The sequence below is a fragment of the Janthinobacterium pasteuri genome, assembly GCF_051380775.1.
Taxonomy (GTDB): domain Bacteria; phylum Pseudomonadota; class Gammaproteobacteria; order Burkholderiales; family Burkholderiaceae_D; genus Janthinobacterium.
In genome coordinates, this window is sequence record NZ_JBNYXS010000011.1 from 11570 (window position 1) to 37537 (window position 25968).

The following is a 25968-nucleotide window of genomic DNA, read 5'->3' on the forward strand; positions in this document are numbered from 1 at the left end:
CCATGCACCAGCCCGGCCAATGCCATCAAATGCAGCTCACTTGCAATAGAATGGCGCGCAGGCTATTATTGCAACTCACTTGCATCTAGATATTCATGCTGCGCCTGCGTTCAGCGGCAGCACCCCTATCCGCCTTTTTAGAGAGTCCCATGCGCCATCACGTATTCGCAGCCGCCATACTGTCCACTGCCCCGCTCGCCTACGCGGCAGACGACGTTAGCCTGCACACCATCAAAGTCCGGGCAGACAAGCCTTCCACCATCGACAGCGTCGTGCTGGTCGAAAATACGCAAGTCCAGAACAGGACGCTGGGCGGCCTGCTCGAGCATGTCTCTGGCGTGCAAAGCAGCGCCTTCGGGCCGAATGCCGGCGCACCGGTGATCCGCAGCCTGAGCGGCAGCCGGGTACAGATCCTGGAGGATGGCCAGTCCATCCTCGGCATGAATGCGCTCAGTGGCGACATCAATATCCCGTTTGATCCACTTTTCGTGCGCAACGTGAGCGTGAACAAATCGTCGGACGCGGTACGTTTCGGCGGCAATGCGATAGGCGGCAGCGTCAACGTCGATTCCGGCCTCATTTCCAGGAAGATGGAAGACAAGCAGAAGGACCTGGAATTTGTCCTGCGCAAGGGCTTCAACGATGCCAACGCCCAAGGCTTACGCGTGAACTTCAACGATGGGAAGCGCTTTTCGACGAATTTGCAGATGTCATTCCAGAAGATCGGACACTACGATATTCCGGGCAACAGCAAAGCCGGCGCTTGCAACAGCCAGCTGTTCCCCTCAGAGGGCGGCGTGAATACCTCTCTGGCCGACAGTTGCCAGAAAGAAGCGAGGATCCAGCGCGTCTACAACAAGGCTTCGCAACCGTTTATCGACCAGTTCATGACGGAAAATCCGGACTGGGCGGACGGTGATTTTTCCTTCTATACAAATCAGCCGACGTCCGTCTGGCAACGCAAGACCTACGTCAATCCCGCCAACCCCGCTTACGTACCCGGTACGCCGTCGATGGTGCAAAACAAGATCAGCAAGGACGTGACCCCCGATTACCACGGCACTCTGGGCAACAGCTATGCCAGCAACTCCCACATTGCCGCTGGCACCACCTATTTTTTCGATCATGGCTACGTGGCAGTCAGTCTCGATTCCAAGGACAGCGAGTATGGCGTCCCCGGATTTTCCATGGAAAACAAGTCGTTCGGCGCGAATTATGATGCGGGACTGCCCGTCGGCGTGGTGATCAAGCAGGATAAATATGCGCTGGAAGCCAATCTGCTCGACCCTGTTGCCTACGTTGAAAGCGCGCAATTGCGCGTGTCACGCTTGAACAATGCATCGGGAGAACGCCTTGGCGCCACCAGCGCGAATGACTTCCGGTTTGGCACCAATCAAGCCGAACTCCTGCTCGCGCACCGGCGCGCCGGCCCCTTGAGCGGCTTGCTTGGCCTGAGCCATAAGGCCAGGGATATTGCCGGTAGCGGCCCGCAACTTTACCTTCCCGATGCGAGCACGGTCAGCAAGGCGCTCTTCGTGAAAGAAAGCGTCGACATCGACTGGGCCACCTTCGATGCCGGCTTTCGCCATGAAAAAGTGGACCACGAAATCCGCAAGAGCGGATTCAAGACGTCGAGGAATGCGACCAATGCCAAACTCGAAGACCGGGCGTTCAGCCTGAACAGCTATCACCTGGGGGCCTCGGCCAAGCTTGGCCAGCTTTTCGGTGCCAAGGTGCGCTATGCATCGTCGGAAAGAGCGCCCGATGTGAATGAGTTGTATGCGAGCAACCGCCACTATTCGATCATGACCCAGGAAGAAGGCAACCAGGACTTGAAGGCCGAACGCGCGCGGAATACCGAACTCACCGCCCTGTTCGGCAATCGAGGCTTTACCATGTCGGCAACCGGTTACGTCATGCGCTACGAGAACTATCTCTATCTGGGTCACTCAGGAGCCCAGATGGCCAATCGCCTGCCATTGAAATATTGGAAACAGACCGATACGACGGTCAAGGGCTTCGAGCTCGACGCCTCCCAGCTTATTCAGCTTGGCAGTTACGGCAAGCTGAACCTCTCTGCATTTGCCGACTTGGTCAAGAACAAGGCGGACAATCCGGACAAGCTGCGCGCGCATAACGACGGCACGTACCTGCCCAACATGCCAACCAACCGCTACGGCGCGAATCTGCTGTGGGAAAACAAGGGGTGGAAGGCCAGGCTTTCCAGCACCTGGTACGACAAGCAGAAATACCTGGGCAAGAATGGCAGCGAGGAAGTCCCGCTCGACGGCTACACCATGGTGAACTTCCAGGTGAGCCGCGAAATCCAGGTGCCGAATTCGCCGTTTGCAGGCATCGAAGTGTTCATCAGCGGCAGCAACCTCCTCGATGATGATGCCAGGCCGCACAATTCTCCACTGAAATACATCGCGCCCCTGCCGGGCCGTAGCTTCCAGCTTGGCTTGAGCGCCAGGCTTTAAGACGCGCCGCCCCGCTCGCGCAGCACCAGCGCCAGCAAGCTGTCGCCCCGGTTGCCATCGCAGCAGACGGCCACGCCATCGGTGAAATCGGGCGCCGTCAGCCGCGTCAGCACGCTGCCCGGCGGCATTTCCAGCGCCAGCCGCGCGCCCCGCTCCCACGCCAGGCGCGAGGTAGCGGTCCACTGCACGCGCTGCGCCATGTTGGCGGCCAGGCTGTCGCGGATGCGGTCCGGGTCGAACAGCGCGCGCGCGGCGCTGCTGCTCAGGTAGACAAGCGACGGGCGGCGCACGGTCACGCCGTCGAAGGCGGCGCGCAAGTCCAGCGCGGCAGCGTCCAGCAGCGGGCAGTGCGACGGCACGCTGACGGCCAGGCGCTTGGCCTTGCTGGCGCCGTGCGCCAGGGCCAGCGCCATCACGGCTTGCAGGGCGGGCTCGCTGCCGGCAATGGCAATCTGGCGCGGCGCGTTCAGGTTGGCGATATACACGGGCTGCCCGGCGCCGTGTACCTGGGCCAGCAACGATTCGAGTCGCGCCAGTTCAAGCCCGATGATGGCCGCCATGCCATAGCCGGCCGGATACGCCTGTTCCATCAGTTGCCCGCGCCGCGCCACCAGGCGCAGGGCATCCGCATAATCGAGCGCGCCAGCCACCACCGCCGCCGCATACTCGCCGATGGAAAAGCCGGCCAGCATGTCGGGTAGCGCGCCACGCGCAGCCAGGGAACGCGCCATCGCCACGCCCGCGATCAGCAGACACAGTTGCACGGCCCCAGTCGATGCCAGCGCGGCGGCCGTGTCCAGCGCCAGTGGATCACGGCCCAACACTACCGCCGCTTCGTCCAGGGCCGCCCGCACTGCCGCATCGTCCGGCAGCGCATGCAGCATGCCCGGATACTGGGCGCCCTGGCCAGGGAAGGTAAATAACACGCTCATGCAAGCTCCCATGGCGTGGCCGTCAGAATTGGGCCACGATCTGTTTTCAGCAAGACCTTCCCACGGCCCGCCGCCCATTCAGCATACGCAAAGCCGCCAAAGCCCGTGTCGATCTGTAAGTCCAGCCGGCACGCCGTGACACTCGCCGCGATGGCGCGCAGGGCTTCGGCCTGCGCGCCATCCGGTGGCGCGTCGATGCGCAGCACGATATCTAGATCGCTGTCGGCGCGCAGCACGGGCAAGCCGCTGGCCAGCGCGAAACCCACGCCGCCCGTCGGGCCCCAGTCCCAGCCCGTGGCGTCGAGCAGGGGCGCCACCTGCCGCAGCGCATCGAGCGCAGCGCAGGAAAAACCAGGCAGCGGCGCGCGCGCCAGCCGCGCCAGCATTTCCGGCGTCACGCGGTGCAGCACGGCAGCCGCCTCCACTTCGCACGCATGCCGCTCGCTGCGCAGCAGGCCGCGCATGCCCACGGGGATGCGTCCGGGCATGCTGCTGGCGCGCCGCACCACCAGTGGCGCCGCCCGCAGCCAGGTTGCATCGGCCCAGGCGGGCAAGGACATACCGTGCGGCAAGCCGGAAGTCCATAGCAAATCATGCGCGCGAGGACTCTGCATCAGGTCACCACCGCCTTGACGGCAAAGAACAGCAACGATGGCCCCAGCAAACAGCCCAGGCCTGTGTGAAACGTGGCCACCAGCGCGCCATACGGCACCAGCTTGCGGTCGGTAGCCGCCAGGCCGGCCGATACGCCGCTGACGGTGCCGGCCAGGCCGCCGAAAACCATGGCCGAGCGCGGCGTTTTCAAGCGCAGGAAGCGCGCGGCAGCGGGCGTGCCCACCATCACCAGGATGGCCTTGATAAGGCCCGCCGCGATACTCAGGGCCATGACGTCCGAGCTGGCGCCGATGGCCGCACCCGTGACGGGGCCCACGATATACGTGACGGCGCCGGCGCCGATGGTGGTCATGCTGACGGCATCCGAGTAGCCGAACGCGTAGGCGACGCCGGCGCCAACGAGGAAGGGCAGCACCACGCCCAGCATCAGCGCCACGACGCCGATCAAGCCAGCCTTGCGGGCCTCCGTCGCCTGCACCTCGAAGGCGGTGGCGACGATGGCGAAGTCGCGCAGCATGGCGCCGCCCATCAGGCCGATGCCGCCGAACAGCGACAGGTCGGCCAGGCCCTTATGGCCGCCGCTATGCACCCCGCCCCAGTAAGCAAGGCCCAGGCCAATCACGATGGCAATGGCCGAACCATGCACGCGGCCCAGGGTCAGATACTTCGACAGCGCCACCGACAGCAGCATGATCAGGCCGACAAAGGCGAATGCCGTCACCAGGCCATTGTGGATGGCGGCTTTTTCAAAGATGTCAAGCATGACGGTGCTCCTTGATCAGAATCGACTCAGCTTCGGCGGCGGCGATGGCGGCCGGGCTTTCCATCCTGTTAATCAGAGAAATCACGGCGCCGCAGACCAGCACGGAACCGATGGCGGCCAGCACGGCCACCGGACCGCCACGCAGCGCCGCGACCACATCCTGCTGCGCCGCCATGGCTACCACCACAGGAATATACATGGCGCCCCAGTATTCGACACCCCGCTCCGTCATCTGCGGCAGCCAGGATCGGCGCTGCATGTAGAGCCGGGCGCAGATCAAGAGCAGCATGGCGATGCCCACCCCGCCCACGTTGGTCTTGACGCCCATCAGTTGCCCGAGCAGGTCGCCCAGGAAGATGCCCAGCAAATGGCACAGGGCCAGCAGTGCGGTTCCGTAAATGATCATGATTGTCTCCGTTATAGGAATAGGAATGACTTTTTGTCTTCTCTTGTGTTTCACCTGCTCCTTACCATTGCTGCCCCAGCACCTCCCTTACTTTTGCCGAGGCCTGGCGGTGCGGTGCGCCCAGCCGGCTGGAGAGGTCGCGCTGCGGGTCGGCGCGGATATCGCTAAGGGCCGCCTGCAGGCTGGCGCGCACCTGGGCTACATCCCCGCTTGACGGTGCATCCGGCTGCGCCACCTGCAAGGTTTGCCACAGCAGCCCCAGGGTGGCGTAGTTGCGGATGTCGTAGGCCATGGGCGCGATGGTCTCGGCCAGCGCTTCCAGTGCCGCCACCGTGCGCAAGGTGATGCGCGCCGCCGACGCCTTGCCCATGGCGTGCACCATCACTTGCGGATCATCGAGGGCGATCAGGCGGTTGGCCTGGTAGCCGTGCGCAAGAAAAGCGCCCGACATGGCCTTGCCGACGATCAGGCCGATCACGGGATGGCCGGCCAGGCGCGCCCCGGCATAGGCCCCCGCCGCGCCGGCCAGCGCCTGGTGGATACCGTAAGCATCTTCGCGCCGGCCATACGCCTGGCTGGCCACGTCGATGACGGCGACGATGGGGCGTTTGACGGCCAGCGCGTGGTCTTCGTGTACCACCTGCTGCACGGCGCGCGCCAGCTGCCACGCTTCGACCAGGCCGATTTCACCCGTGCGTGCGCGCGTAAAACGGTTGTCCGGATCGGGCAGCACCGCCAGGTAGCGCGCCGCTTCACCCGACAGCGGCGCATCCACCACGCGCACGGAAGCGGGGTAGCCTTCCAGCGGCGCGGCGTTGTTCGTGAGGGCCGCCAGCCAGATGGCACCGCGGCTGGTATCGGTGATGGCATTCATGCTGCGACTCCTTTGCTGTAGATGGTGCGCACGGCGTCCGGCGTGGCTTGCACGCTGGCGTCCACTTCGGCCAGACGCGCCAGAAAGCCCTCTGCCTGATCGCTGCGGTGCTGCGCCGGCAAGCCGCGCTGAAACAATTCGGCCACCGTGGCGCGCATCTGCGCCGTGTCGTCCTCCACATAAGCGTCGGCCAGGCCGCTGTGGAAGCGCTGCTCGCCGCCCGTCAGGCTCCAGATGAACGGCTTGTTGCGCGAGTCGAATTCGTCCACGCCCGCCTCCTGCTCGATCACGGCCGGGCCGTTGAGACCCAGGCGCGCTTCGCGCGTGACCACCAGGTAGCTGCACAGGCCCGCCGCGATCGACATGCCGCCGTAGCAGCCGACGGTGCCGGCCGTGATGCCGATGACAGGCTGGTAGCGGCGCAAGTCGACGATGGCCGCATGGATGTCGGCAATGGCCGCCAGGCCCAGGTTGGCTTCCTGCAAGCGCACGCCGCCCGTCTCGAACAGGATCACGGCGCGCGTCGGCACGCCCTGGCGGTTGTCGCGCGCAGCCAGTTCCAGCGCGCCGGCGATCTTCGCGCCCCCAACCTCGCCCATGCTGCCGCCCTGGTAAGCGCCTTCAATGGCCAGCACCACGGCCGGCTGGCCGTCGAACAGGCCCTTGGCCACCACCACGCCATCGTCCGCCTGCGCCGTCACGCCCTGGCGCGGCAGCCATGGCGAAGCAATGCCGCAGAACGGGTCGAGCAACTCGCGCATGCTGCCCGCGTCCAGCAAGGCGCGTGCCCGGCTGCGCGCACTGCGTTCGATGAAGCTGTCGCGCTCCAGTAGTTGTTGTAATGTGCTCATGCCGCCCTCCCCGCTTGCAATTCTTCGTAAGCTTGCTCGATGCGCATGCGCACCACGCCTGGCGTGGCGCCGCAGTCGTTGATGACGATGCTGGCCGCCGGCAGCGGCTCGCCGCCGAATACGCGCTGCAAGAGCGCATCCCAAACGGCGCCCTTGCCGTCCACGGAGGTGTTGACGACGATGCGGATCACGCCATCGTCGTGCGGCTGCAGCAGCACTTCCAGGTCGCCCGAACCGACCACGCCGGCCAAGGCGCGCCCTGCCGCCGCCGGCCCGGCGGGAAATTCGTAGTTACGCGTTTCCATGCGCTTCTCCTTCTGTCAATCGATCCAGGAACAGCGTCGCCGCCAGCAGATCGGCCGCGCCTCCCGGCGACACGCCGCGCGCCAGCGCCACCGCTTCCAGCGCCAGCAGCGCCTGCGACCCGGCGGCAGTGGCCGCGCCGCCCGCCGCCAGCACCTGCGCCGCTCCCGCTTGCAATGCCAGCAAGGCTGTCTCGCCGCCGCGCGACAGCACGCAGGTGTCGTCCAGCTGGCTGATAATCGCCAGCAAGGCGTTGAGGCGCGCCGTCGTTTCGTTGTCGCCGCGTGCCCGCGAGGCGCGCAGCTGCGGCAAACCGGCGCCCGTCACCAGGGGAAAACCGGCGCGGGCCTGGCCCCGCGCACCGTCCACCCGATACTGGCGGCACGCCAGCTCGCCCTTGTTGCCCGTCTCGCCTGGCGCGCTGCGGTCCTGCAATCGGGCCAGCGCGCCGGCCCGCGCCGCCACGGCTTGCGGCGCCAGCGACGCGCCGCGCGCGCCCAGCTGCGCCGCTGCCGTCACCAGCAGGCCCAGCGCCCAGATGGCGCCCCGGTGCGTATTCACGCCATCCGTGGCCGCCAGCATCAGCGCTTCGCCATCGCGGCCGATAGCGCCGATGCGCTGGCGCAGGCCGTCGTCATCGTCGCTTTCCCAACCCGCTTGCGCCATGGCGGAAAACACGGGCTGCAGCGCGCAGGCCGAATGGCACATCAGGGCCCAATTCAAGTCCGCGTGGGCGCCACGGCTGCGCAAATCGACCAGGCCCGGTTTCGGCGTCAAGGTCACTTCATCGAGCAGCGCCTGCAGCACCTGCCGCGCCAGGGCAGCAGAGCGTTGCCGCACCGGCACTGTCGTCATCATCATTGTCGTCATTACCAGCTCCTGAATTTGGCGGGGGGTTGATACAGGCCGTCAGACCATTCGACCAAATCGGCGATGCTTTTCGCCGCCAGCAGCGAGCGGTTCGCTTCGCCGCGCTGCACGCCGATATCCTCGGGCAGCGCGATCAGGCCGTCGGCGCGCAATTTGGCCGTGCTCTTCGGGTCGTGGCGCAGGCCGATGGGCGTCACGCCAGCCACCGCCGCCAGCATGGCCTTGCGCTCCTCAAACGAACGGGCCTTGTACAGATAGGCGATGCCCTCTTCCGTCAGCACGTGGGTGACGTCGTCGCCATAGATCATCACGGGCGCCAGCGGCATGCCGCTCGCCTGCCCCACGGCCACCGCGTCGAGCGATTCGACGATGGTGGGCTGGCCGCCATCCTGGAACGTTTCTACCATCTGCACCACCAGCTTCTTGCCGCGCGCCAGAGGGTCGTCCGTCTCGATCAGGTCCAGCCAGGCTGGTGTCGGGTGGCGCCGGCCGTGCGGATCGTGGCCCATATTGGGCGCGCCGCCAAAGCCCGCCAGACGGCCATTCGTCACGGTGGACGAGTTGCCCAGTCCATCCATCTGCAGGGTTGAACCGATGAACAGGTCGACCGCGTACTGGCCCGCCAGCTGGCACAGGGCGCGGTTCGAGCGCATCGAGCCGTCCCGGCCCGTGAAAAACACGTCGGGCCGCACGGCCGCATAGCCTTCCATGCCCAGTTCCGCGCCGAAGCAGTGCACGCTCTCGACCCAGCCCGTCTCGATGGCCGGTATCAAGGTGGGATGGGGGTTGAGCACCCAATTGCGGCAAATCTTGCCTTTCAGCCCCAGCTGCTCGCCGTAGGTGGGCAAAATCAGCTCGATGGCGGCCGTATTGAAGCCGATGCCGTGATTGAGCGACTGCACCTGGTGTTTTTCATACACGCCGCGGATCGCCATCATGGCCATCAGCACGTGCACGGGCTTGATCACGCGCGGGTCGCGGGTAAACAGAGGCTCGATGAAGAACGGTTTGTCGGACTGCACCACGAAGTCGACCCACGAGCCGGGTACGTCGACGCGGGGCAAGTCGCTGACATCGTCGACGATCTGGTTCACCTGGGCGATGACGATGCCATCGCGGAAGGCCGCCGACTCCACCAAAGTGGGCGTATCTTCCGTGCTGGGACCCGTGTACAGATTGCCCTGGCGGTCGGCCATGTAGCCGGCCACCATGACGACGTTGGGCGTCAGGTCGACGAACAGGCGCGCATACAGCTCGATATAGGTGTGGATGGCGCCCACTTCCAGCAAACCGTCCTGCAGGAACTGGGCGATGCGCAGGCTTTGCGTGCCCGCAAAGGAAAAATCGAGCTTGCGGGCGATGCCCCGTTCGAACAGGTCCAGGTGCTCAGGCAGGCTGACGCTGGGCATGATCAGGTGCAGATGGTTGATCTTGTCGGGATTGACCTGGGTCAACATGCGGGCGAGGAAATCGGCCTGCTTCTGGTTATTGCCTTCGAGGACAACACGGTCGCCCGGCGCGAGCAAGGCTTCGAGCACGGCGACCATGTCGCCCTGTTGCAGCACGGGTCCGTTCGCGTAATGGCGCACGGCGTCGAGGCGGCGGCGTTTCTCGGTGCGCCGCGTGTCCCATTGTTTTTGCCGCTGCGCCGGCGCTGCTGTGGCGGTTGACATCATGCCTCCGAAGTGAGCTATCGAACCCTGACGATAGAACGAAAGCGTCACCGCGACAATCAACCTGCTACCATGTTCATTACTCTGAAGTTAATGAACCTCCATGAAAGAGGCTAGCCATGGCCATCAACGAAGAAATTACCCTGAAAAAGCTGGAAGTTTTTCTCAGCTTCATGGAATTGAACAACCTGGCGCGCGTGGCCGATGCGCTGGGCCAGAGCACCGTCAGCGTGCACCGCGCCCTGCACTCGCTGGAAGACGGCTTGCGCTGCCCCCTGTTCAAGCGCGAGGGCCGCAGCCTGATCCCCCTGCATGCGGCCTACACCTTTGCCGAATCGGCCCGGCGCGCGCTGGCCGAATGCGAGGAAGGCGTGCGCAAGGTGCGCGAAATGTCGGGCATCAACCCCGTGCGCCTGAAAATCGGTTCGCTGTATTCCTTGACCCTGCACTGCATCCCGCAGCTGGTGATCGCCCTGAAGCTGCGCCGGCCGGGACTGGACATCGACCTGACGCTGGGCTCGAACCGCGACCTGCTGCAAAGCCTGGCTGACGGCCGGCTGGACGCCATCATCATCGGCGTGCAGGAAGACGAACAGCATGCGGGCCTGGTGTCCGTGCCCCTGTTCCAGGACGACGTCTACCTGGCCGCGCCGCTAGCCTCGCCCTATGCGGGGGCAGCATCGGTCGACTTGCAGCAGCTGCGCGAGGACAAATTCGTCACGCTCAACGAGGGTTTTGTGACCTCGCAAAGCTTCAACCACGCGTTTGAGCTGGCAGGCTTCGTGCCCGACACGGCCATGCGCGTGGGCGACATCTTCTCGCTGATCAACCTCGTCAGCGGCGGCATCGGCTACAGCCTGCTGCCGGGCCGGGTGCGCTCCTTCAGTTCGCGCATCGAACTGCTGCCCCTCGACGCGCGCTACGGCTCGCACCAGCAAATCACCCTGCTGATGCTCAGCAGCCGCGAGCGCGACCCGAATTTACTGGCGCTGGCGGCCGAGTGCCGCTTGTATGGGCGTGGTGAGCGAAGCGCATGATTACATCGAACCCCGAAACCTCGGGCTCCCCGGGCCCAGAATCCAGGCCCGCACTTAAATAGCACTATCCCACGGCGCCGACAACCTCACGGCGCAATTAATCAAGCCCACCATCGAATACGTCTGCGGAAAGTTCCCCCACATTTCGCCCGTCACCGGATGTGTGTCTTCCGACAGCAAGCCCAGGTGGTTGCGCGCCAGCAGCATGGTCTCAAAAATTTTGCGCGCCTCATCCTTCCTGCCGATGCGCGCCAGCGCGTCGATGCGCCAGAAGGTGCAGATGTTGAAGGCGGTTTCCGGCTTGCCGAAGTCGTCGGGTGCCTCGTAGCGGCGCATGTAGGGACCGTCGCACAGTGACGCTTCCAGCGCGTCGACGGTGGCGATGAAACGCGGGTCCATGGGGTCGATGAAGTTGACTTCCGCCATCAGCAGGACGGAGGCGTCAAGGTCGCGTCCGCCCAGGCTTTCAGCGAAGGCCTGGCGCTCCTCGCTCCACGCTTCGCGCAGCAGGCGCTCTCGGATCAAGACGGCGCGGCTGTTCCAGTGGTCGGCGCGGTCCGGCAAGCCCAGTTTATGCGCCACTTTCGCCAGGCGGTCGCAGGCGGCCCAGCTCATCAGCATGGACGAGGTGTGGACCCTGGCGCGCGTGCGCAACTCCCACATGCCCGCGTCCGGTTCCGCATGCAAGCGGAATGCCTGGTCGCCCACGGCTTCCAGCGCGGCAAACTCGGCCTTGCCGGCCCGATGGAACAGGCGGTGGTCAAGAAAAGCCTGCGCCGCGCCCAGCACGATATTGCCGTAAACATCGTGCTGGAAGTGTTCCTGCGCCTGGTTGCCCACGCGTACGGGGCCGTTGCCCCGGTAGCCGGGCAAGTGATCGAGCATGGATTCCGGCAATTGCTCTTCCAGGCCGATGCCATACAGTGGCTGGATGTGGCCGCCCTTCGAGCGGGCGACGATATTCGTCAACCAGCGCAAATACTCTTCCATCGTGCCCACTTCGGACAGGCTGTTCAGCGCGCGCACGACAAAGAAGGCGTCGCGCAGCCAGCAATAGCGGTAATCCCAGTTGCGGCTGCTACCGGGCGCTTCGGGAATGCTGGTGGTCATGGCGGCAATGATGGCGCCCGTGTCTTCATACAGCGACAGTTTCAGGGTGATGGCGGCGCGGATGACCACGTCCTGCCATTCCAGCGGCACGGCCAGGCGGCGCGTATAGGTGCGCCAGTAATTGATGGTTTCCTTTTCGAAAATGCGCGCCGTTTCGTCGATGCCGCCGGCCAGGGTTTCATCGGGTCCCAGCAGGAAGTTGGCGGTGCCTCCCAGTACGAAATACGTTTCGCTCAGTACATAGTTGAGCGATACATCCGTGTTCAGGCGCAAGGTCTGTTCCGGCCCCACATAGCGGATGTGGTGGCTGCCCTGCGTGATCTGCGGCGCCAGCTTGCCCCAGTCGTAGCGGGGGCGCAGGCGCACGCGGATGCGCACGGCGTTATCGAGCGGGCGCACGCGGCGGATCAGCATCAGCGGGCGGAACATGCGATCGCGGCTGAGGAAACGGGGCGCGAAATCCGTGATTTCCACGCCGCGCCCTTCGCTGTCGTACAGGCGCGTGCGCAGCACGGCCGTGTTCGGCTCGTAACATTGCTCGCTGCGCGCATAGTTTTCAATGTCGATGGCCCACACGCTGCCGTTTTCCGTGTCGTCCAGCAAGCGGTTGAACACGGGATCGCCATCGAAACGGGGCAGGCAGGACCAGACGATCTGCCCTGCCTGGTCGATCAGGGCGTTGAAGGCGCAATTGCCCACCACGCCGCAGTTGAGGCTAGCCTGGATCGGCGTGGCCGGTGCCGACGCGCTGGCCGCGGCAGTAGCGGCAGCAGCCAGCGCATCGGCGGCGCCGCTGGGCATGTCATACGTTTGTTCCTGGGATTGCGTCATCATCTACTCCTTCTGGGGATACGGAGGCGGCCAGCAGCGCTGTGCGCAGGGCGCCCGGGCTGGCCAGGCGCAGGGTGGCGGCGCTGGGGCCGAGGCCCACTTTCACGCCCTGCCCACCAACTTGTTGTACAAAGGCAAAGCCTGCCTCGTCGGTGGTGTCGTCGCCCGCGAACACGGGCCGGCGGCCGGCGAATGGGGTTTCCTGCATGAAGGCGGCGATGGCGCCGCCCTTGTCGGTGGCGGCCGGCTTGGCTTCCAGGACCATTTTGCCATGCAACAGCAACACCCCCGGGCACGCTTGCACGGCGGCTGTCATTTCCTGCAAGCACAAATGTTCGAGTTCGGGCTTCAGGCGGTAATGCAGGGCCACGGCACCCCGCTTCTGTTCCACCAGCAAGCCGGGATGAATCGCCGCCAGCGCCCGGGCGCGCGCCAGCACGGGCGACACGTCAGGCGTGGCCGCCACATGCAGCGCGCCATCGGCGCCGCGCCGCTCCACGCCGTGCACACCGGCCACGGGCAAGACCAGGGGCGCCAGCATGGCATCGATCTGCGCCACGGGACGCCCGGAAATGAGGGCCAGCGCGCCGCCATGGCGCTCGGCCAGCAGCGCCAGCGCTTCCACCACGCCCGGTTCCAGGCGCACGCCATCGGGCGTGGGCGCCAGGTCGACCAGGGTGCCGTCGAAGTCGAGGAAGACGGCGCTGCCAGGGGTGCTCAGCAGCTGCAACAGGGCCGCGCTATCGTCAAGGATATCGGCCATCAAATCCCCTTGCGCCGCTTGATGCGGCTGTGGGCGTCGATCTTGGTCATGACCTTGTCGCGCTGGCGCAAGCGGGCCGCGTCCAGCAGCATGCGCCCGGCCCAGCGGTAGACATTGAAATGTTTGACTCTAGCCCGCATGCTCTTCATGCGCTCGCGCTGTTCCACGGGCGGCATCACCAGGCCACGGTACAGGGCATCGGCGCCCTGCTCGATATGATACGGATTGATGATCAGCGCTTCATGCAGTTCACGCGCCGCGCCCGTGAATTGCGACAGCACCAGCACGCCCATCTCGTCGTCGCGCGCGGCGATGAATTCCTTGGCCACCAGATTCATGCCGTCATGCAAGCTTGTCACCATGCACACCTCGGAGGCGCGGAAATAGCGCTGCAAATCGTCCTGGCCATGGTGCTCCGCTTTCAGCAGGATCGGCACGTAATTGCCGCTGCCGAAGCGGCGGTTGATGCGCTCGACCATCTTGCGCACGCGTGCGTCAAAACTTTGATATTCATCAAGCGAAGCGCGGCTGGGGGCGGCAATTTGCACGAACGTAAAATTGCCCACCATGCCAGGCTGCTGTTCCAGCATGCGCTCGACGGCCTGGAAGCGCTCGACGATGCCTTTGGTGTAATCGAGGCGGTCCACGCCGATACCCAGCAAGTGCTCGGGTGCCACCCCCAGTTCGGCACGGATTTGCACACGGCAGGTGGCCACGTCAGGCTGCGCCGGATTGTCTTCCGGCCACGCGATGGAAATCGGGTAATCCTCCACCTGCGTCATCTCGCCGCCGTAGGAAATGGTCGACGCTTCCGGCTCGATGCGGGTTTCCAGGTAGCGGTCCACCGTTTCGAGGAAATTCTTGCGGTGAAATGGCGTGTGGAAACCCAGGATCGTGCTGCCCAGCAAGCCATCAAGGATTTCTTCGCGCCACGGGCAAATGCCGAATGATTCCGAGTTCGGCCAGGGGATATGCCAGAAGGTAATAATGGTCGCTTTCGGCAACGCTTCGCGCACCATGCGCGGCAGCAAGGCGAAGTGGTAATCCTGCACCAGCACGACGGGGTTGTCCGTCTTCGCCTCGGCGATCACGGCGTCGGCGAAGCGCCGGTTGACCTTCACGTACTGCTCCCAGTCTGACGAGCGGAACACGGGGCGCACGTGGGCGATATGGCATAGCGGCCACATGCCTTCATTGGCAAAACCATAATAATAGCCCTGCTCTTCCTCTTCCGTCAGCCATACGCGGCGCAAGGTATAGCTGGGATTGTCGGGCGGCACGGGCACATGGTCGAATTTATCCACCGTCTCGCGGTCGGCGGAACCGGCGCCATGCGCGATCCAGGTGCCGGAACAGGCGCGCATCACCGCTTCCACGGCCGTGACCAGGCCGCTGGCCGGGCGCTGCACCGCAATCCCATCTTCCGTTTTGGTGTGGATATACGGTTCGCGGTTCGATACCACCAGCACTTGATCTCCCGCAAGATCCGCTTCCAGCAAGCCGCGCAGTTTTTCCGGCGTCCACTCCGAGGTCCAGCCACTGTCACCCTGGCGTTCCAGATGGTATTCCTGCAGCAATTCGCGCAAGTCGCCGATCAGCGGCTGCATTTCCGGCGGCGGCGCGGGCGCGGCGGCGGACGCATCGGCAGCCTGGACAGCCGCAACGCTGCGTGGCATCAGCTCGCCCCGCAAGATATCTTTCACTGCCGACAGCCAGCCACGCCAGCTCAGGTGAGCCACGAACACGGTCATCAGGGAAATCAGCACGGCCAGCACGGCCAGGAAGGCAAAGATGAAGCGCTTGGTATCGGTATTGCGGCGCTCGACAAAGCTCATGTCCTGCACCAGCACCAGGCGGCCCAGCTGGGTAGCGTCCTGCATGACGGGCGTTTCGCTGATGTGGACTTGCCCTTGCGGCAATTGCGCCAGGGATTTGTACAGGCCGCCTGTGGAAGGCGTGCTCCAGCAGCCGATGGAGGCCGGGTATTGCGCGGATTGGTAGACGAGGTGGCCCGCATTGTCGCAAAAGCCGATGGCGATCAGGCGTTCGTCGCGCGTGGCGCCCTGGAACAGTTCGCCAATGCGGGTGGCATCCTGCGCGGGCAGGTATTCGGTGAGCGAGGGCCGGAGGGTTCCAGCGAGCAATTCCGCCCGGCTGTCGAGGTCACGCACATACCAGCGCAGTGTAATATTATCGAGCAGGGGTACCACAATATAGGCAAACAATCCCAGCACCAGGGCCAGTGGCAGGATGAAGCGCAAGGACATTCGGAGTGATCGTACTATCATCGTTTTCCTTTGCAGACATGAACAACCATTGCAAGTATGGCTATGTTTCCATCACGGCGGCGCCCGTTTGCTTTGCGTATTGAAACGTCAACGTGGCATGGCGCACCGCAGCAATTTCTGCCAGTATCTACCTTGATGCAGGTCTTATCCGTTCGGCAACGCACGCCCCCGCGACGTCATCTGCCCGTAAAATAGCCGCTTCCGATATCCATTCCACCAATTTCAAGGAGTTTTCGCCTATGGATCTCAACACGTTCCACTCGCTGATGGGAGGCCCGCTGCGCTCGGCGCTGACCGTGCTTGTTTCCGCCCTGCTCGTCACCCTGGTCGCCATCGGCGTGCACCGGGCCGGCATCGGCTTGCTGAAAAAACTGGCCAATGGCCACCCGTTCACCAGCAACGTCGCGCGCGTGGCCTTCCGCGCCAGCCAGTTGTGCATGATCGTCTTCGGCCTGCGCATGGTGCTGGCCGGCGCGCCCGACGACACGCCGGGCCTGGTCGCCATGTCGCATCTCACCAGCGTGGCGCTGATCATCGCGCTGACCTGGCTGGCCATGCAATGCATCGAGTCGCTTTCCATCACGATTTCCCAGATCAATCCCGTCGACGCGGCCGACAACCTGCGCGCGCGGCGCCGGATCACCCAGGCGCGCGTGCTGACGCGCAGCGCACACGCCATCGTCGTCATCCTGGGCCTGTCGTTCGTGCTGCTGACCTTGCCTGGTGCGCGGCAGATCGGCGCCAGCCTGCTCGCATCGGCCGGTGTGGCGGGCCTGGTGGCCGGTATCGCCGCCCGCCCCGTGCTGGGCAATTTCATTGCAGGGCTGCAAATTGCGTTCTCTCAACCCATCCGCATCGACGACGTGCTGATCGTCAATGGCGAATGGGGCACGGTCGAGGAAATCAAGGGCACGTATGTGGTGGTGCGCGTGTGGGATGAACGGCGTTTGATCGTGCCGCTGCAATGGTTCATCGAAAATCCGTTCGAGAACTGGACGCATACCTCCTCGGACATCCTGGGCACGGTGTTCCTGTGGCTCGATTTCAGCATCCCGATCGAGCCGCTGCGCGTGGAACTGACGCGCATCTGCGCGTCCGCCACACAATGGGATGGCCGGGTCTGCACGGTGCAGGCGACGGATTCGAACGAGCGGGCCGTGCGCGTGCGCTTTCTGATCAGTGCGAAAGATTCGGGCACGGCCTTCGAGTTGCGCTGCATCGTGCGCGAGCAGATGCTGGCCTTTATCACGCGCCATTATCCGCACGGCCTGCCCCGCTTGCGCTCCACGCACGACCCCATCGAAGTGCATGGCATGCGGGCGCAGAACGACAGCGTGTCGCTCTACAAGGCGTAACAATTCCCTGCGGCGCGCTGCCCTCGCCCGCGCGCCGCTACAATGGGCCGCATGAGCACCACCGCCTGGTTCATCCTGATCGGCTGCCTGATGCTGGCGCGCGGCCTGGGCGCCGACCGCATCGCGCGACTGCCATTGACCTCAGCCATGGCTTACCTGGGCGTGGGCCTGCTGCTGGGGCCCATGTTCCTCGGCCTGTTTGCGTTCGACCTGCTGCAGCAGGCGCCCCTGCTGGAAACCCTGACGGAAATTGCCGTCCTCATCTCCCTGTTTTCCGCCGGCGTCAAGATGCCCGTGCCCTTCAGCCTGGCGCGCTGGCTGCCCTCGCTGCGCCTGGCCTGGCTGTCGATGACCGTCTCCGTGGCGCTGGTGGCGGCATTCTCATGCCTGGTGCTGGGCCTGCCCCTGGGCGCGGGCGTGCTGCTGGGCGCCATCCTCGCGCCCACCGATCCCGTGCTGGCCACCGACGTGCAGCTGCGCCATGCAGGCGACAGCGAGCAATTGCGCTTCATCTTGACCAGCGAAGCGGGCATGAACGATGGCAGCGGCTTTCCTTTCGTCATGCTGGGCCTGGGCTTGCTGGGCCTGCATGAGCTGGGGCCGCATGGCGCCACCTGGCTGTGGCGCGATTTATTCTGGGCCAGCGGCGCCGCCATCGCCCTGGGCGCGGCCGGCGGCGCGCTGCTGGCCTGGCTGGGCTGGCAGGTGCGCGCCAAGGAACCGAAACACGCCATGCTGGACGACCTCGCGGCCCTGGGCTTGATCGCCCTCGTGTATGGCGTGGCCACGTGGCTGCACGCCTGGGGTTTTTTGGCCGTGTTCTTTGCCGGCGTGGCCCTGCGCCAGACGGAACTGCGCCTGGCCGGCGCGCCGAAAGACCGGCAAGGCTTGTTGCAGGCGGAGGAAACCCATGCCCTGTCCGCTGCCAAACCGCACGACAGCGAGGTAGCGTTGACCGTCAGCGGCGAATCGCTCGTCTTCAAGGAACATCTGGAACGCCTGTCCGAACTGACCCTGGTGCTGTTGCTCGGCGGCACCGTCACGGCCGCCGCCTGGAACTGGCAGGCGTGGAGCGTGGCGCTGTTCTTGCTGCTGGTGGCGCGCCCGGCCAGCGTGATGCTCGGTTTGCTGGCCTCGGGCACCAGCATGCGCCTGCGCGGCCTGGCGGCGTGGTTCGGCGTGCGCGGCATCGGCTCGCTGTACTACCTCAGCTATGCCATCGCGCATGGCTTGCCGCGCACCCTGGCGCGCGAACTGGCCGACATCACCCTGGTCGTCGTCATCCTGTCCATCGTCGCGCACGGCTTGACGGTCAAGCCCCTGCTGGAACGCTACTGGCGCAAATAACTGGTGCAAATAAACGCTGGTCAGCCGCCTTTGTCATTGCTGCACAGCAATGTTTTGTCAATTGCCCCTATGGCGGGCGGAAATATTGTTAAGATAATTAAAAATGGCAAAAGAGAGAATCAATGAAACGAAGAAGCGTGCTGGGACTGGGCGTCTCACTGGCCCTGCTGCAAACGGGCTGCGCCACCGATCCGGTCAGGCTGGCGTGGGAGACGGAATTTGACGGCTTCATGCGCGAAGGCCTGGCCCGCACGGAAACGCCGGGCATGAGCGTGGCCGTGGTGCGTGGTGAGCAAACCATTTTTGCGCGCGGTTATGGCTGGGCCGACATCCAGGCTGGCAAGAAGGCCGATGCCAACACGGTGTTTCATGTCGCCTCCGTCAGCAAGCTCGTCACGGCCACGGCCGTCATGATGCTGCTCGAACAGGGTGCCTTCCAGCTCGACGACAAGGTGGCGGCCTATCTGGACTTCCCGCTCATGCATCCGAAGTTTCCCGACGTGCCCATCACCTTTCGCCATTTGCTCAACCACACCTCGGGCATTTCCGACGCCGTGTACGAAAAGACGACGGCGTTTGCCGTGCAGGGCGACCCGCGATTACCGCTGCGCGACTTCGTCAAGGGCTATCTGTCGCGCGGCGGCGCCTGGTATGACGCGGATGTATCGTTTGCCGCCCGGCCCGGCACGGAGTGGCGCTACAGCAATGTGGGCATCGCCCTGCTCGGTTATCTGGTGGGCCGTTTGAACCCCGATGGCCTCGACGCCTACGCGCACGAGCACCTGTTCGAACCGCTGGGCATGGACAGCACGGCCTGGAACCTGGCCGGCTTGCCCCGGCGCGCCGTCGTCGCCCAGCCGTATGCGCACAAGGAAGCGGGCCTGCAAGTGCTGCCGCCCGTCGGCTATCCCGACTGGCCGGCCGGCCTGCTGCGCAGCTCGGCGCATGACTTTGCCCGTTTCCTCGCCATCTTCAGCAATGGCGGCCGGGTCGATGGCCACCGCTACCTGCAAGATGCCACCCTGCAATTGTTTTTCGCCCCACAAGCGGCCACCGTCGTGCCTGCCGATTCGTCCGTGCGCCAGGCCCTGGTCTGGCTGCTGCGCGATGTCGACGGCAAGGCGCTGGCCACGCACAGCGGCGGCGACCCGGGCGCCGCGTCCGTCGTCTGCGTCGACCGGGCCAGCAGGACAGCCGTGCTGGCCTTCGCCAACGTCAGCGCCGACAAGGAGTTTCGTTCATTTCAGAAAGAAGTCGTGCTGCGCCTGCTGGCGCATGGTGGCAGCGGCGCGCGTGCTGCACCGAAACGCTAGGCGCCGAACCAACCGCGCAGTTTCTCGGCGGCGCGTTCCTTGACCTCGGCCGTGATGTAGGTGGCGACCGTGGCGACGGCTGCCGCCAGCACGGCCAGGTCATCCGCATAGCCGACCACGGGCGTGATGTCGGGAATCGCATCGATGGGTGAAATGAAGTAGCCTAGCGCGCCATAAATGGCCGTCTTGGCCCACAGCGGGGTATTCGGCTGCTGCGCCGCGTAATACAGCCACAGGGCTTTTTCGATGACTTCGCGTCCCGCCGTCCTGGCGAACTTGACGACCTTGTCCCAGAAGCTGTCTTCCGTGTATTTCTTTTCATACTGCTTGTCCGCCTGGGGGGCGTGGTCTTCTTCCAGATTCTTTTTTCTGCTAAACATCTGCTGCTCCTGTCTGCCGCGCACGGCGTTACGAATGCGCACCTTAGCATAACGGCGCGCCGGGCGGGCGGCGTGCAAGGTAAGCTATTGTCATGGAAATATCTGCCACCACCACCGCCCGCGCCGCCGGCCTGGACGGACGTGTGGATCTGCCCCCACGCCAACGGCCACCTGCAGGCGACGGGGCGCGACGAGGCCAAGTACGAGCGCATGCTCAGCTTTGGGCGCACCCTGCCCGCCATCCGCGCCGCCGTCGCGCGCGGCATGCAGCTGCCGGGCTTACCCCGTGAAAAAGTGCTGGCTACCATCGTGCACTTGCTGGAGCTGACGATGATGCGCATCGGCAACGACGAATATGCGCGCACGAATAAATCGTTTGGCCTGAGCACCTTGCGCACGCGCCATGTGCAGGTCGATGGCAGCGCCGTGGCCTTCCACTTTAAGGGCAAGAGCGGCGTGCGCCACGCTATCCGCCTCAGCGACCGCGAGCTGGCCAGGGTGCTGCAGCGCATGCGCGAGGTGACGGGCGAAGACTACACGGCCAAGGATTTCCGCACCTGGTCCGGCACCCTGCTGGCCGCGCTGGCGCTGCAGGCGTTCGAGCAGGTCGATTCTCAGGCGCAAGCGAAGAATAACATCATGCAGGCGATCGAGTCGGTAGCAAAAAAGCCAGGCAATACGCCGACGATCTGCCGCAAGTGCTATGTGCACCCGGCCGTGCTGGAGTCGTATCTGGATGGCAGTTTACTGGAAGGTATGCGTGCGCGGGCGCGGCAGCAGTTGCAAAAGGACTTGCCGCCGCTGGCGCCGGAGGAAGCGGCCGTGCTGGCCTTGTTGCAGCAACGGCTGCAAAGGGCCGCAGAGGTCAAGCCTGGCGCCCAGGCTCGCAGTGTGCCGACAGCTTGAGGGCATCGCTGCTGCAGACCGGCAAGGGGCCGTGCCCCGCCTCGCGCGCCATCGGCGCCGGCGCGGCCTCGTTCGTCTGCGCATCGCCCGTATTCATCAGCGTGGCTGCCAGGGTCGAGAAGGTGAACAGGCAGATCAGCAGGAACGGCTTGTTCAAATGGCTGGGCGTGGCTAGCTTGGGCATCGCATACTCCGTCGGATTGGTTGGCTGTTGCACTATGAACACGATCATCGCGTGTTTCCGCAAGGCATACAATCAGACTGTTTCGACAAGATGGGTAGGACAGCACTGACAAGCTCAGCGGTATGGGCCAGTGTCGGCAGATTTGACACCGGCACCCACCACCTCCAGCCAAGCCCTTGTTTTTTTACAGTAAAATTTATACGGGAACGCTTCCTGCTTGACTTCTTGCCTGGGCACGCTTGGCGCCAGTCAAGGGGGGAACGATCATGAACTTTATCAAACAGGCGCTGCTGGCGCTGCTGCTGTGCGCGATGCCTGCCGCGCACGCCGCCAGCATCGGCTACACGGCGACCTCGCTGGGCGGCACGCAGTGGCGCTACGACTATACCGTCAGCATTACCACCCTGGCCGTGCCCATCGAGGAATTCACGCTGCTCTTCAGCCTGGGCCAGTACGCCAAACTGTACAACATCTCAACGGTACAAGGCTGGGACGTGCTGCTGGTGCAGCCCGACATGGACATGCCCGCCAGCATCGAACTCGATCCCGTGCGGCCCGCGCAAGTGGTGACGCTATCGCTGGCCGAACTGGGTTTGACGGATGGCGCCGACAGCGTCAAGGTCAGCGGCGCCGTCACGGACGTGCTGCTGCAGGACGGCAGCCTGCGCTTTTCCACGCCCGGCGACACGGGCGTGAACCAGCACGCGCAGTTTTCTCTCAGCAAGGGCAACAAGGTCACCACCCTGAACCTGCTGATCCAGACGGATCTGCCCACGGCCGTGGAAACCTATGTGGAGCCGGACGACGACGGCAACCTGCCCGCCACGGCACCCGTGCTGGCCATCACGGGCCTGGGGCTGAACAACCGCCTGCAGCCGGGCGCAACCGCCTGCAGCCGGGCGCCCTGGCATTTCGCCTGGTGGGCGCCGCCCCCATGGCCTTGCAAGACGACAGCGATGGCCTGCTGTCCAGGCCGAACGGCGTGGCCGTCAGCCTCAAGCCGTATTGGGTCTTCGATGCGGCCAGCGGCACCTTCAGCATCAGCGCCACGGCGATGCAGCAATTGCTGGCATCCTTGTCCAACGGCAGTTACAACCTGAATCTCAATTTCGTCTCGCAGGATAGCGAATTCACGGCCAGCTATGCCTTGATCGTCGTCAAGTCCAGCACCGTGCTACAAGGTCACGCTGCGCCTGAAAGGCCGCATCGAGAATGTCGATGCCAGCTCCGATCCGGCCGAAGGGGGACAAGTGGAGTTCAAGGGTGACACAGCCTACATCCCCCTGTATCTGGCCAACAACGAGGCGGCGCTGGCGGCGCGGCGCTACGGCACGCGCGACGCGGGTAGCGATTCGTGGGCCACACGCCTGACCATCGCCTGGCTGGCGGGCAAGACTTATCGTTTCGACGACATCAGCAGCCAGCACGTGACGCAAACGGAAACGGGGCGTTCCATCCTCGGCCACAGCGGCCACAGCGACGGCCAGCAGATCGACTTGCGCTACGCGGACGGCGCGGGCGGCTACTCGGACGCGCTGGGCGGCCAGAACGATGGCGCCGCGACAGATTCAGGCGGGCAAGTCGGACAGTTCCAGCTCCGAAAACCCCGCCCGGCGCCGCGCTTCCAGGTTGAACGGCCCGCGCAGGGTCGGCGCTTCGTAGCGCAGCGCCAGTTCAGCATAGGTGGCGCGCAATTCCAGGCCGCGCTGCTCGCACAGGTAGCCGTACCAGCGGTTGCCGATCTCCACATGCCCCACTTCATCGCGCAAGATGATGTCGAGGATGGCGGCGGCGGCCATGTCGCCCGCCTGCGCCAGCTTGGCGCGCAGCGGCGGAATCGCATCCAGGCCCCGCGCTTCCAGGGTGCGCGGCACCAGCGCCATGCGCGCCAGCACGTCGCCGCGCGTCTTGTCGACCATTTCCCACAGGCTGTCGTGGCCGGGAAAGTCGCCATACGTATGGCCCAACACTTGCAAGTGCGCCTGCAGCATGGCAAAGTGCGTGGCTTCCTCCTTAGCCACGCGCAGCCAGTCCGTGTAGTACTCTGCAGGCAGGTCCGGGAAGCGCCACAGGGCGTCCAGCGCCAGGTTCATCGCATTGAATTCGATATGCGCGAGCGCATGCACGAGCATGGCGCGCCCTTCCGGCGTAATCATCGAGCGCCGCCCCACCAGACGCGGCGGCACCAGTTCCGGGCGCTCGGGACGGCCCGGCACGGGGCCGGTGGGCGCCAAAGGCGCATGCGCATCGAGCGAAAGTTGCGCCTCGGCCATGGCCGCCACCATCGCCACCTTGGTGGCCGGATCCGGTTCGAGCAGGCAGGCGAGCGCATACGTGCGCAATTCCTGCGGCGCGGTGAAGGTCAGTGGGAATGTTGCGTGCATGGTATTTCCTTGGTGCGCTGATGCCGATAAGGGGCGCAGTGTATCAAATAGCCTGCCCCAGCAGCCAGTCCAGCAGCGCCTGCACGCGCGCCGGCGGCACGGTGCGCCCGCTGTGCACGAGGTAATACGCCTGCGGGCTGGCCAGGGCAAACCCGCCGAATGGCAAGACCAGCTGGCCGCTGGCCAGCCACGGCTGCACCAGCTGGCGCCGGCCCATGGCCACGCCCGCGTGGTGGATGGCCGCCTGCGCGCACAGATCGGCGCGGTCGAAACGCAGGCTGCGCGCCGGCAAGTTCACCTCTGGCGCCTGCGCGCCCAGCCACAGCCGCCATTCGGCATCGGGCGCGCAGGCGGGCCAGGCCAGGGTGTCGTGCAACAGGGTCGCGCCGGGCAGGTGTTGCGGCGCATCCTGCAAGCCATGTTCGCGTGCGTAGGCGGGGCTGCAGACAGGCGCCAGCCACTCATCCATCAGCTTGCGCGATACGAGGCCAGGAAAGTGGCCGTCGCCATAGTGCAAGGCCAGGTCGACCTGGCCGGCGCGAAAGTCCACGCTATCATTGCCCACGCGCAAGTCAATCGACAATGCCGGATACTGCGCAGCGAACCCTGCCAGGCGCGGCACCAGCCAGCACTGGGCGATGGAGGGACGCGCATGCACGGTGATGCTGCCCGCCAGCGCATCGCCGCCGGCCAGCGCCGCCTGCAAGCCGTCCCAGCCAGTTTGCAGGGCGAGAAAGATGCGCTCGCCATCCGCCGTCAGCTTGACTTGCCGCGTCAGGCGCTGGAACAAGCGCAGACCCAGCCCCGCTTCCAGCCGGGCGATGCGGTGGCTGACAGCGCTGGGCGTGAGCGCCAGTTCCTGCGCGGCCAGCGCGAAACTGGCGTGGCGCGCCGCCACCAGGAAAGTGTGCAGGTTGGCGAACTGGCTGGCCGTCAGCGTGGCCCCAAGCGTGGCCCTGATCGGCGCGCCGGCCGGCATCAATCGGCTCCGGCCGCCAGCAGCGCGCGGCCACGCGCCACGTAGGCCGCCATTTCCTCCTGCGGCACCATGCTGCCGCCCGTGCCCCACACCAAGTGCGTGGCAGTATCCAGGTATTGCTGGTATTGCGGCGCCGCCAGCACGGGAGGAATACCCGCGAAACCAGCCACGGCGGACGGTTCCAGGCGCAAGCCTTGCGTTTGCTCAAGCAGCGCCAGCAAACGGTACAGTTCTTCATCCGTGACGGTGGCGTAGCCGTCGATCAGCCGCTGCATGGCGCGCCCGACGAAGCCGGACGGGCGCCCCACGGCCAGGCCATCGGCGGCCGTGAGGTTGTCGATGCCGATCTCCTGCACGCTGATGCCTTCATGCAAGCCCGTGTGCACGCCCAGCAGCATGCACGGCGCATGCGTCGGCTCGACGAATACGCAGTGAACGGCATCGCCAAAGGCCAGCTTCAAGCCGAAGGCCACGCCGCCGGGGCCGCCGCCCACGCCGCACGGCAAGTACACGAACAGCGGGTGCTGCGCATCGACCGCGACGCCGGCAGCGTCAAACTGCGCTTTCAGGCGCTCCCCCGCCACCGCGTAGCCGAGAAACAGGTCGTGCGAGTTTTCATCGTCGACGAAGTGGCAAGTCGGGTCGTTCTCTGCCTGCCTGCGCCCCGCTTCCACGGCCACGCTGTAGTCGGTCGCGTATTCGACGACGGTGACGCCGTGGCTGCGCAATTTCTCCTTCTTCCACTGGCGCGCATCGGCTGACATGTGCACGGTGGCGCGAAAGCCCAGGCGCGCGCTCATGATGCCGATCGACAAGCCCAGATTACCCGTGGAGCCGACGGCGATCGCATACTGGCCGAAAAACGCGCGCACGGCGTCGCTGGCCAGCAGGCTGTAATCGTCGCCCTCCTTCACCAGCCCTGCGTCCAGCGCCAGCATTTCCGCGTGCTTCAGCACTTCATAGATGCCGCCACGCGCCTTGATCGAGCCGGAAATGGGCAAATGGCTGTCCTGCTTGAGCCACAGCTGACCGCTCGTCATGCCCAACGTTGCCTGCATGGCCGGCAGCGGCACGACGGGTGACTCGATGATGCCGCCGCTGGCCTGCGTTTCGGGAAACGCCTTCGCCAGGTACGGTGCAAAACGTGCCAGGCGCGCGCTGGCGTCGGCCACGTCATCCGCCGTCAAGCCCACGTCGTTCAAGGCCTCGGCCGCCGGCGCGATGCCGGGATTGAACCAGCTCAAGGGCTGCAAGGCCATCAATTCTGTAATCAGGGGAAATTTTTCGCGCAGCGCGGCGATGGCGGGAGTGGGCAGCATGGCAA

The 25968-nt window shown here is 64.9% G+C and carries 24 protein-coding genes; 7 read left to right on the plus strand and 17 right to left on the minus strand.

What is annotated here, in order from left to right; translation table 11 throughout:
* Positions 1–149: 149 nt before the first annotated feature.
* Complete coding sequence (locus tag ACQ4WN_RS13015; RefSeq protein WP_436551918.1) at positions 150–2480, plus strand: TonB-dependent receptor; 2331 nt, start codon at positions 150–152, stop codon at positions 2478–2480.
* Here the strand turns inward: ACQ4WN_RS13015 and mdcH are convergent.
* The 9 genes from mdcH to mdcA all read right to left on the minus strand — a co-directional run bounded on the left by mdcH (position 2477) and on the right by mdcA (position 9770).
* Positions 2477–3412 (minus strand): malonate decarboxylase subunit epsilon, encoded by a 936-nt coding sequence (mdcH, locus tag ACQ4WN_RS13020; protein ID WP_436551919.1) that lies wholly within the window; start codon positions 3410–3412, stop codon positions 2477–2479. The two genes, ACQ4WN_RS13015 and mdcH, sit on opposite strands and share 4 nt — an antisense overlap.
* Entirely contained in the window at positions 3409–4026 is a 618-nt protein-coding gene (locus ACQ4WN_RS13025; protein WP_436551920.1) for a malonate decarboxylase holo-ACP synthase, read from the minus strand. The genes mdcH and ACQ4WN_RS13025 overlap by 4 nt, the downstream gene beginning before the upstream one ends.
* Positions 4026–4790 (minus strand): malonate transporter subunit MadM, encoded by a 765-nt coding sequence (gene madM, locus ACQ4WN_RS13030; RefSeq protein WP_436551921.1) that lies wholly within the window; start codon positions 4788–4790, stop codon positions 4026–4028. The genes ACQ4WN_RS13025 and madM overlap by 1 nt, the downstream gene beginning before the upstream one ends.
* Complete coding sequence (gene madL, locus ACQ4WN_RS13035) at positions 4783–5196, minus strand: malonate transporter subunit MadL (protein WP_436551922.1); 414 nt, start codon at positions 5194–5196, stop codon at positions 4783–4785. The genes madM and madL overlap by 8 nt, the downstream gene beginning before the upstream one ends.
* Positions 5197–5257: 61 nt before the next feature.
* Positions 5258–6070 carry a biotin-independent malonate decarboxylase subunit gamma gene (mdcE, locus tag ACQ4WN_RS13040; protein ID WP_436551923.1) on the minus strand — a complete coding sequence of 271 codons (813 nt, stop codon included), beginning with the start codon at positions 6068–6070 and terminating at the stop codon, positions 5258–5260.
* Positions 6067–6921 (minus strand): biotin-independent malonate decarboxylase subunit beta, encoded by an 855-nt coding sequence (locus tag ACQ4WN_RS13045; protein ID WP_436551924.1) that lies wholly within the window; start codon positions 6919–6921, stop codon positions 6067–6069. The genes mdcE and ACQ4WN_RS13045 overlap by 4 nt, the downstream gene beginning before the upstream one ends.
* Positions 6918–7226, minus strand: a complete 309-nt coding sequence (locus ACQ4WN_RS13050) for a malonate decarboxylase subunit delta (RefSeq protein ID WP_436551925.1) — start codon at positions 7224–7226, stop codon at positions 6918–6920. The genes ACQ4WN_RS13045 and ACQ4WN_RS13050 overlap by 4 nt, the downstream gene beginning before the upstream one ends.
* On the minus strand, positions 7213–8094 hold the full coding sequence (locus ACQ4WN_RS13055; protein WP_436551926.1) for a triphosphoribosyl-dephospho-CoA synthase: 882 nt from the start codon (positions 8092–8094) through the stop codon (positions 7213–7215). Before ACQ4WN_RS13055 ends, ACQ4WN_RS13050 begins: the two co-directional genes overlap by 14 nt.
* Positions 8094–9770, minus strand: coding sequence for a malonate decarboxylase subunit alpha (mdcA, locus tag ACQ4WN_RS13060; RefSeq protein WP_436551927.1), 1677 nt, complete (start codon positions 9768–9770; stop codon positions 8094–8096). The genes ACQ4WN_RS13055 and mdcA overlap by 1 nt, the downstream gene beginning before the upstream one ends.
* 116 nt (positions 9771–9886) lie before the next feature.
* On the opposite strand from mdcA, the gene ACQ4WN_RS13065 reads away from it, so the two are divergent.
* Positions 9887–10804, plus strand: a complete 918-nt coding sequence (locus ACQ4WN_RS13065; RefSeq protein WP_436551928.1) for a LysR family transcriptional regulator — start codon at positions 9887–9889, stop codon at positions 10802–10804.
* 54 nt (positions 10805–10858) lie between these two features.
* On the opposite strand, the gene ACQ4WN_RS13070 is transcribed toward ACQ4WN_RS13065, so the two are convergent.
* The 3 genes from ACQ4WN_RS13070 to ACQ4WN_RS13080 are packed head-to-tail and all read right to left on the minus strand — an operon-like array spanning position 10859 to position 15775.
* On the minus strand, positions 10859–12745 hold the full coding sequence (locus ACQ4WN_RS13070) for a glycoside hydrolase family 15 protein (RefSeq protein WP_436552035.1): 1887 nt from the start codon (positions 12743–12745) through the stop codon (positions 10859–10861).
* Positions 12717–13508: a trehalose-phosphatase gene (gene otsB / locus ACQ4WN_RS13075; protein ID WP_436551929.1), complete on the minus strand. Its 792-nt coding sequence runs from the start codon at positions 13506–13508 to the stop codon at positions 12717–12719. Before otsB ends, ACQ4WN_RS13070 begins: the two co-directional genes overlap by 29 nt.
* Positions 13508–15775: an alpha,alpha-trehalose-phosphate synthase (UDP-forming) gene (locus ACQ4WN_RS13080; protein ID WP_436551930.1), complete on the minus strand. Its 2268-nt coding sequence runs from the start codon at positions 15773–15775 to the stop codon at positions 13508–13510. Before ACQ4WN_RS13080 ends, otsB begins: the two co-directional genes overlap by 1 nt.
* A gap of 260 nt (positions 15776–16035) precedes the next feature.
* On the opposite strand from ACQ4WN_RS13080, the gene ACQ4WN_RS13085 reads away from it, so the two are divergent.
* From ACQ4WN_RS13085 to ACQ4WN_RS13095, 3 genes are all read left to right on the plus strand, one after another.
* Positions 16036–17151 (plus strand): mechanosensitive ion channel family protein, encoded by a 1116-nt coding sequence (locus ACQ4WN_RS13085; protein WP_436551931.1) that lies wholly within the window; start codon positions 16036–16038, stop codon positions 17149–17151.
* Positions 17152–17202: 51 nt separating this feature from the next.
* A complete protein-coding gene (locus ACQ4WN_RS13090) occupies positions 17203–18498 on the plus strand; it encodes a cation:proton antiporter (RefSeq protein ID WP_436551932.1) in 1296 nt (431 codons plus the stop codon).
* 122 nt (positions 18499–18620) lie between these two features.
* Positions 18621–19811, plus strand: coding sequence for a serine hydrolase domain-containing protein (locus tag ACQ4WN_RS13095; RefSeq protein WP_436551933.1), 1191 nt, complete (start codon positions 18621–18623; stop codon positions 19809–19811).
* On the opposite strand, the gene ACQ4WN_RS13100 is transcribed toward ACQ4WN_RS13095, so the two are convergent.
* Complete coding sequence (locus ACQ4WN_RS13100) at positions 19808–20191, minus strand: YkvA family protein (protein WP_436551934.1); 384 nt, start codon at positions 20189–20191, stop codon at positions 19808–19810. The genes ACQ4WN_RS13095 and ACQ4WN_RS13100 overlap by 4 nt on opposite strands.
* Positions 20192–20278: 87 nt before the next feature.
* Here ACQ4WN_RS13100 and ACQ4WN_RS13105 point away from each other — a divergent pair, with 87 nt between their 5' ends.
* On the plus strand, positions 20279–21097 hold the full coding sequence (locus ACQ4WN_RS13105; RefSeq protein ID WP_436551935.1) for a DNA topoisomerase IB: 819 nt from the start codon (positions 20279–20281) through the stop codon (positions 21095–21097).
* Here ACQ4WN_RS13105 and ACQ4WN_RS13110 read toward each other — a convergent pair.
* The gene (locus tag ACQ4WN_RS13110) at positions 21057–21329 is read right to left on the minus strand and encodes a hypothetical protein (RefSeq protein WP_436551936.1); all 273 of its coding nucleotides are present in this window, start codon (positions 21327–21329) and stop codon (positions 21057–21059) included. The genes ACQ4WN_RS13105 and ACQ4WN_RS13110 overlap by 41 nt on opposite strands.
* A 218-nt stretch (positions 21330–21547) precedes the next feature.
* Here ACQ4WN_RS13110 and ACQ4WN_RS13115 point away from each other — a divergent pair, with 218 nt between their 5' ends.
* Positions 21548–22381: a hypothetical protein gene (locus ACQ4WN_RS13115; protein ID WP_436551937.1), complete on the plus strand. Its 834-nt coding sequence runs from the start codon at positions 21548–21550 to the stop codon at positions 22379–22381.
* Positions 22382–22849: 468 nt separating this feature from the next.
* Here ACQ4WN_RS13115 and ACQ4WN_RS13120 read toward each other — a convergent pair whose 3' ends face one another.
* The 3 genes from ACQ4WN_RS13120 to dsdA are packed head-to-tail and all read right to left on the minus strand — an operon-like array spanning position 22850 to position 25963.
* Positions 22850–23665, minus strand: a complete 816-nt coding sequence (locus ACQ4WN_RS13120; RefSeq protein ID WP_436551938.1) for a ferritin-like domain-containing protein — start codon at positions 23663–23665, stop codon at positions 22850–22852.
* A gap of 43 nt (positions 23666–23708) precedes the next feature.
* Positions 23709–24644, minus strand: a complete 936-nt coding sequence (gene dsdC / locus ACQ4WN_RS13125) for a DNA-binding transcriptional regulator DsdC (protein ID WP_436551939.1) — start codon at positions 24642–24644, stop codon at positions 23709–23711.
* Positions 24644–25963 (minus strand): D-serine ammonia-lyase, encoded by a 1320-nt coding sequence (gene dsdA, locus ACQ4WN_RS13130; protein WP_436551940.1) that lies wholly within the window; start codon positions 25961–25963, stop codon positions 24644–24646. The genes dsdC and dsdA overlap by 1 nt, the downstream gene beginning before the upstream one ends.
* Positions 25964–25968 lie beyond the last annotated feature (5 nt).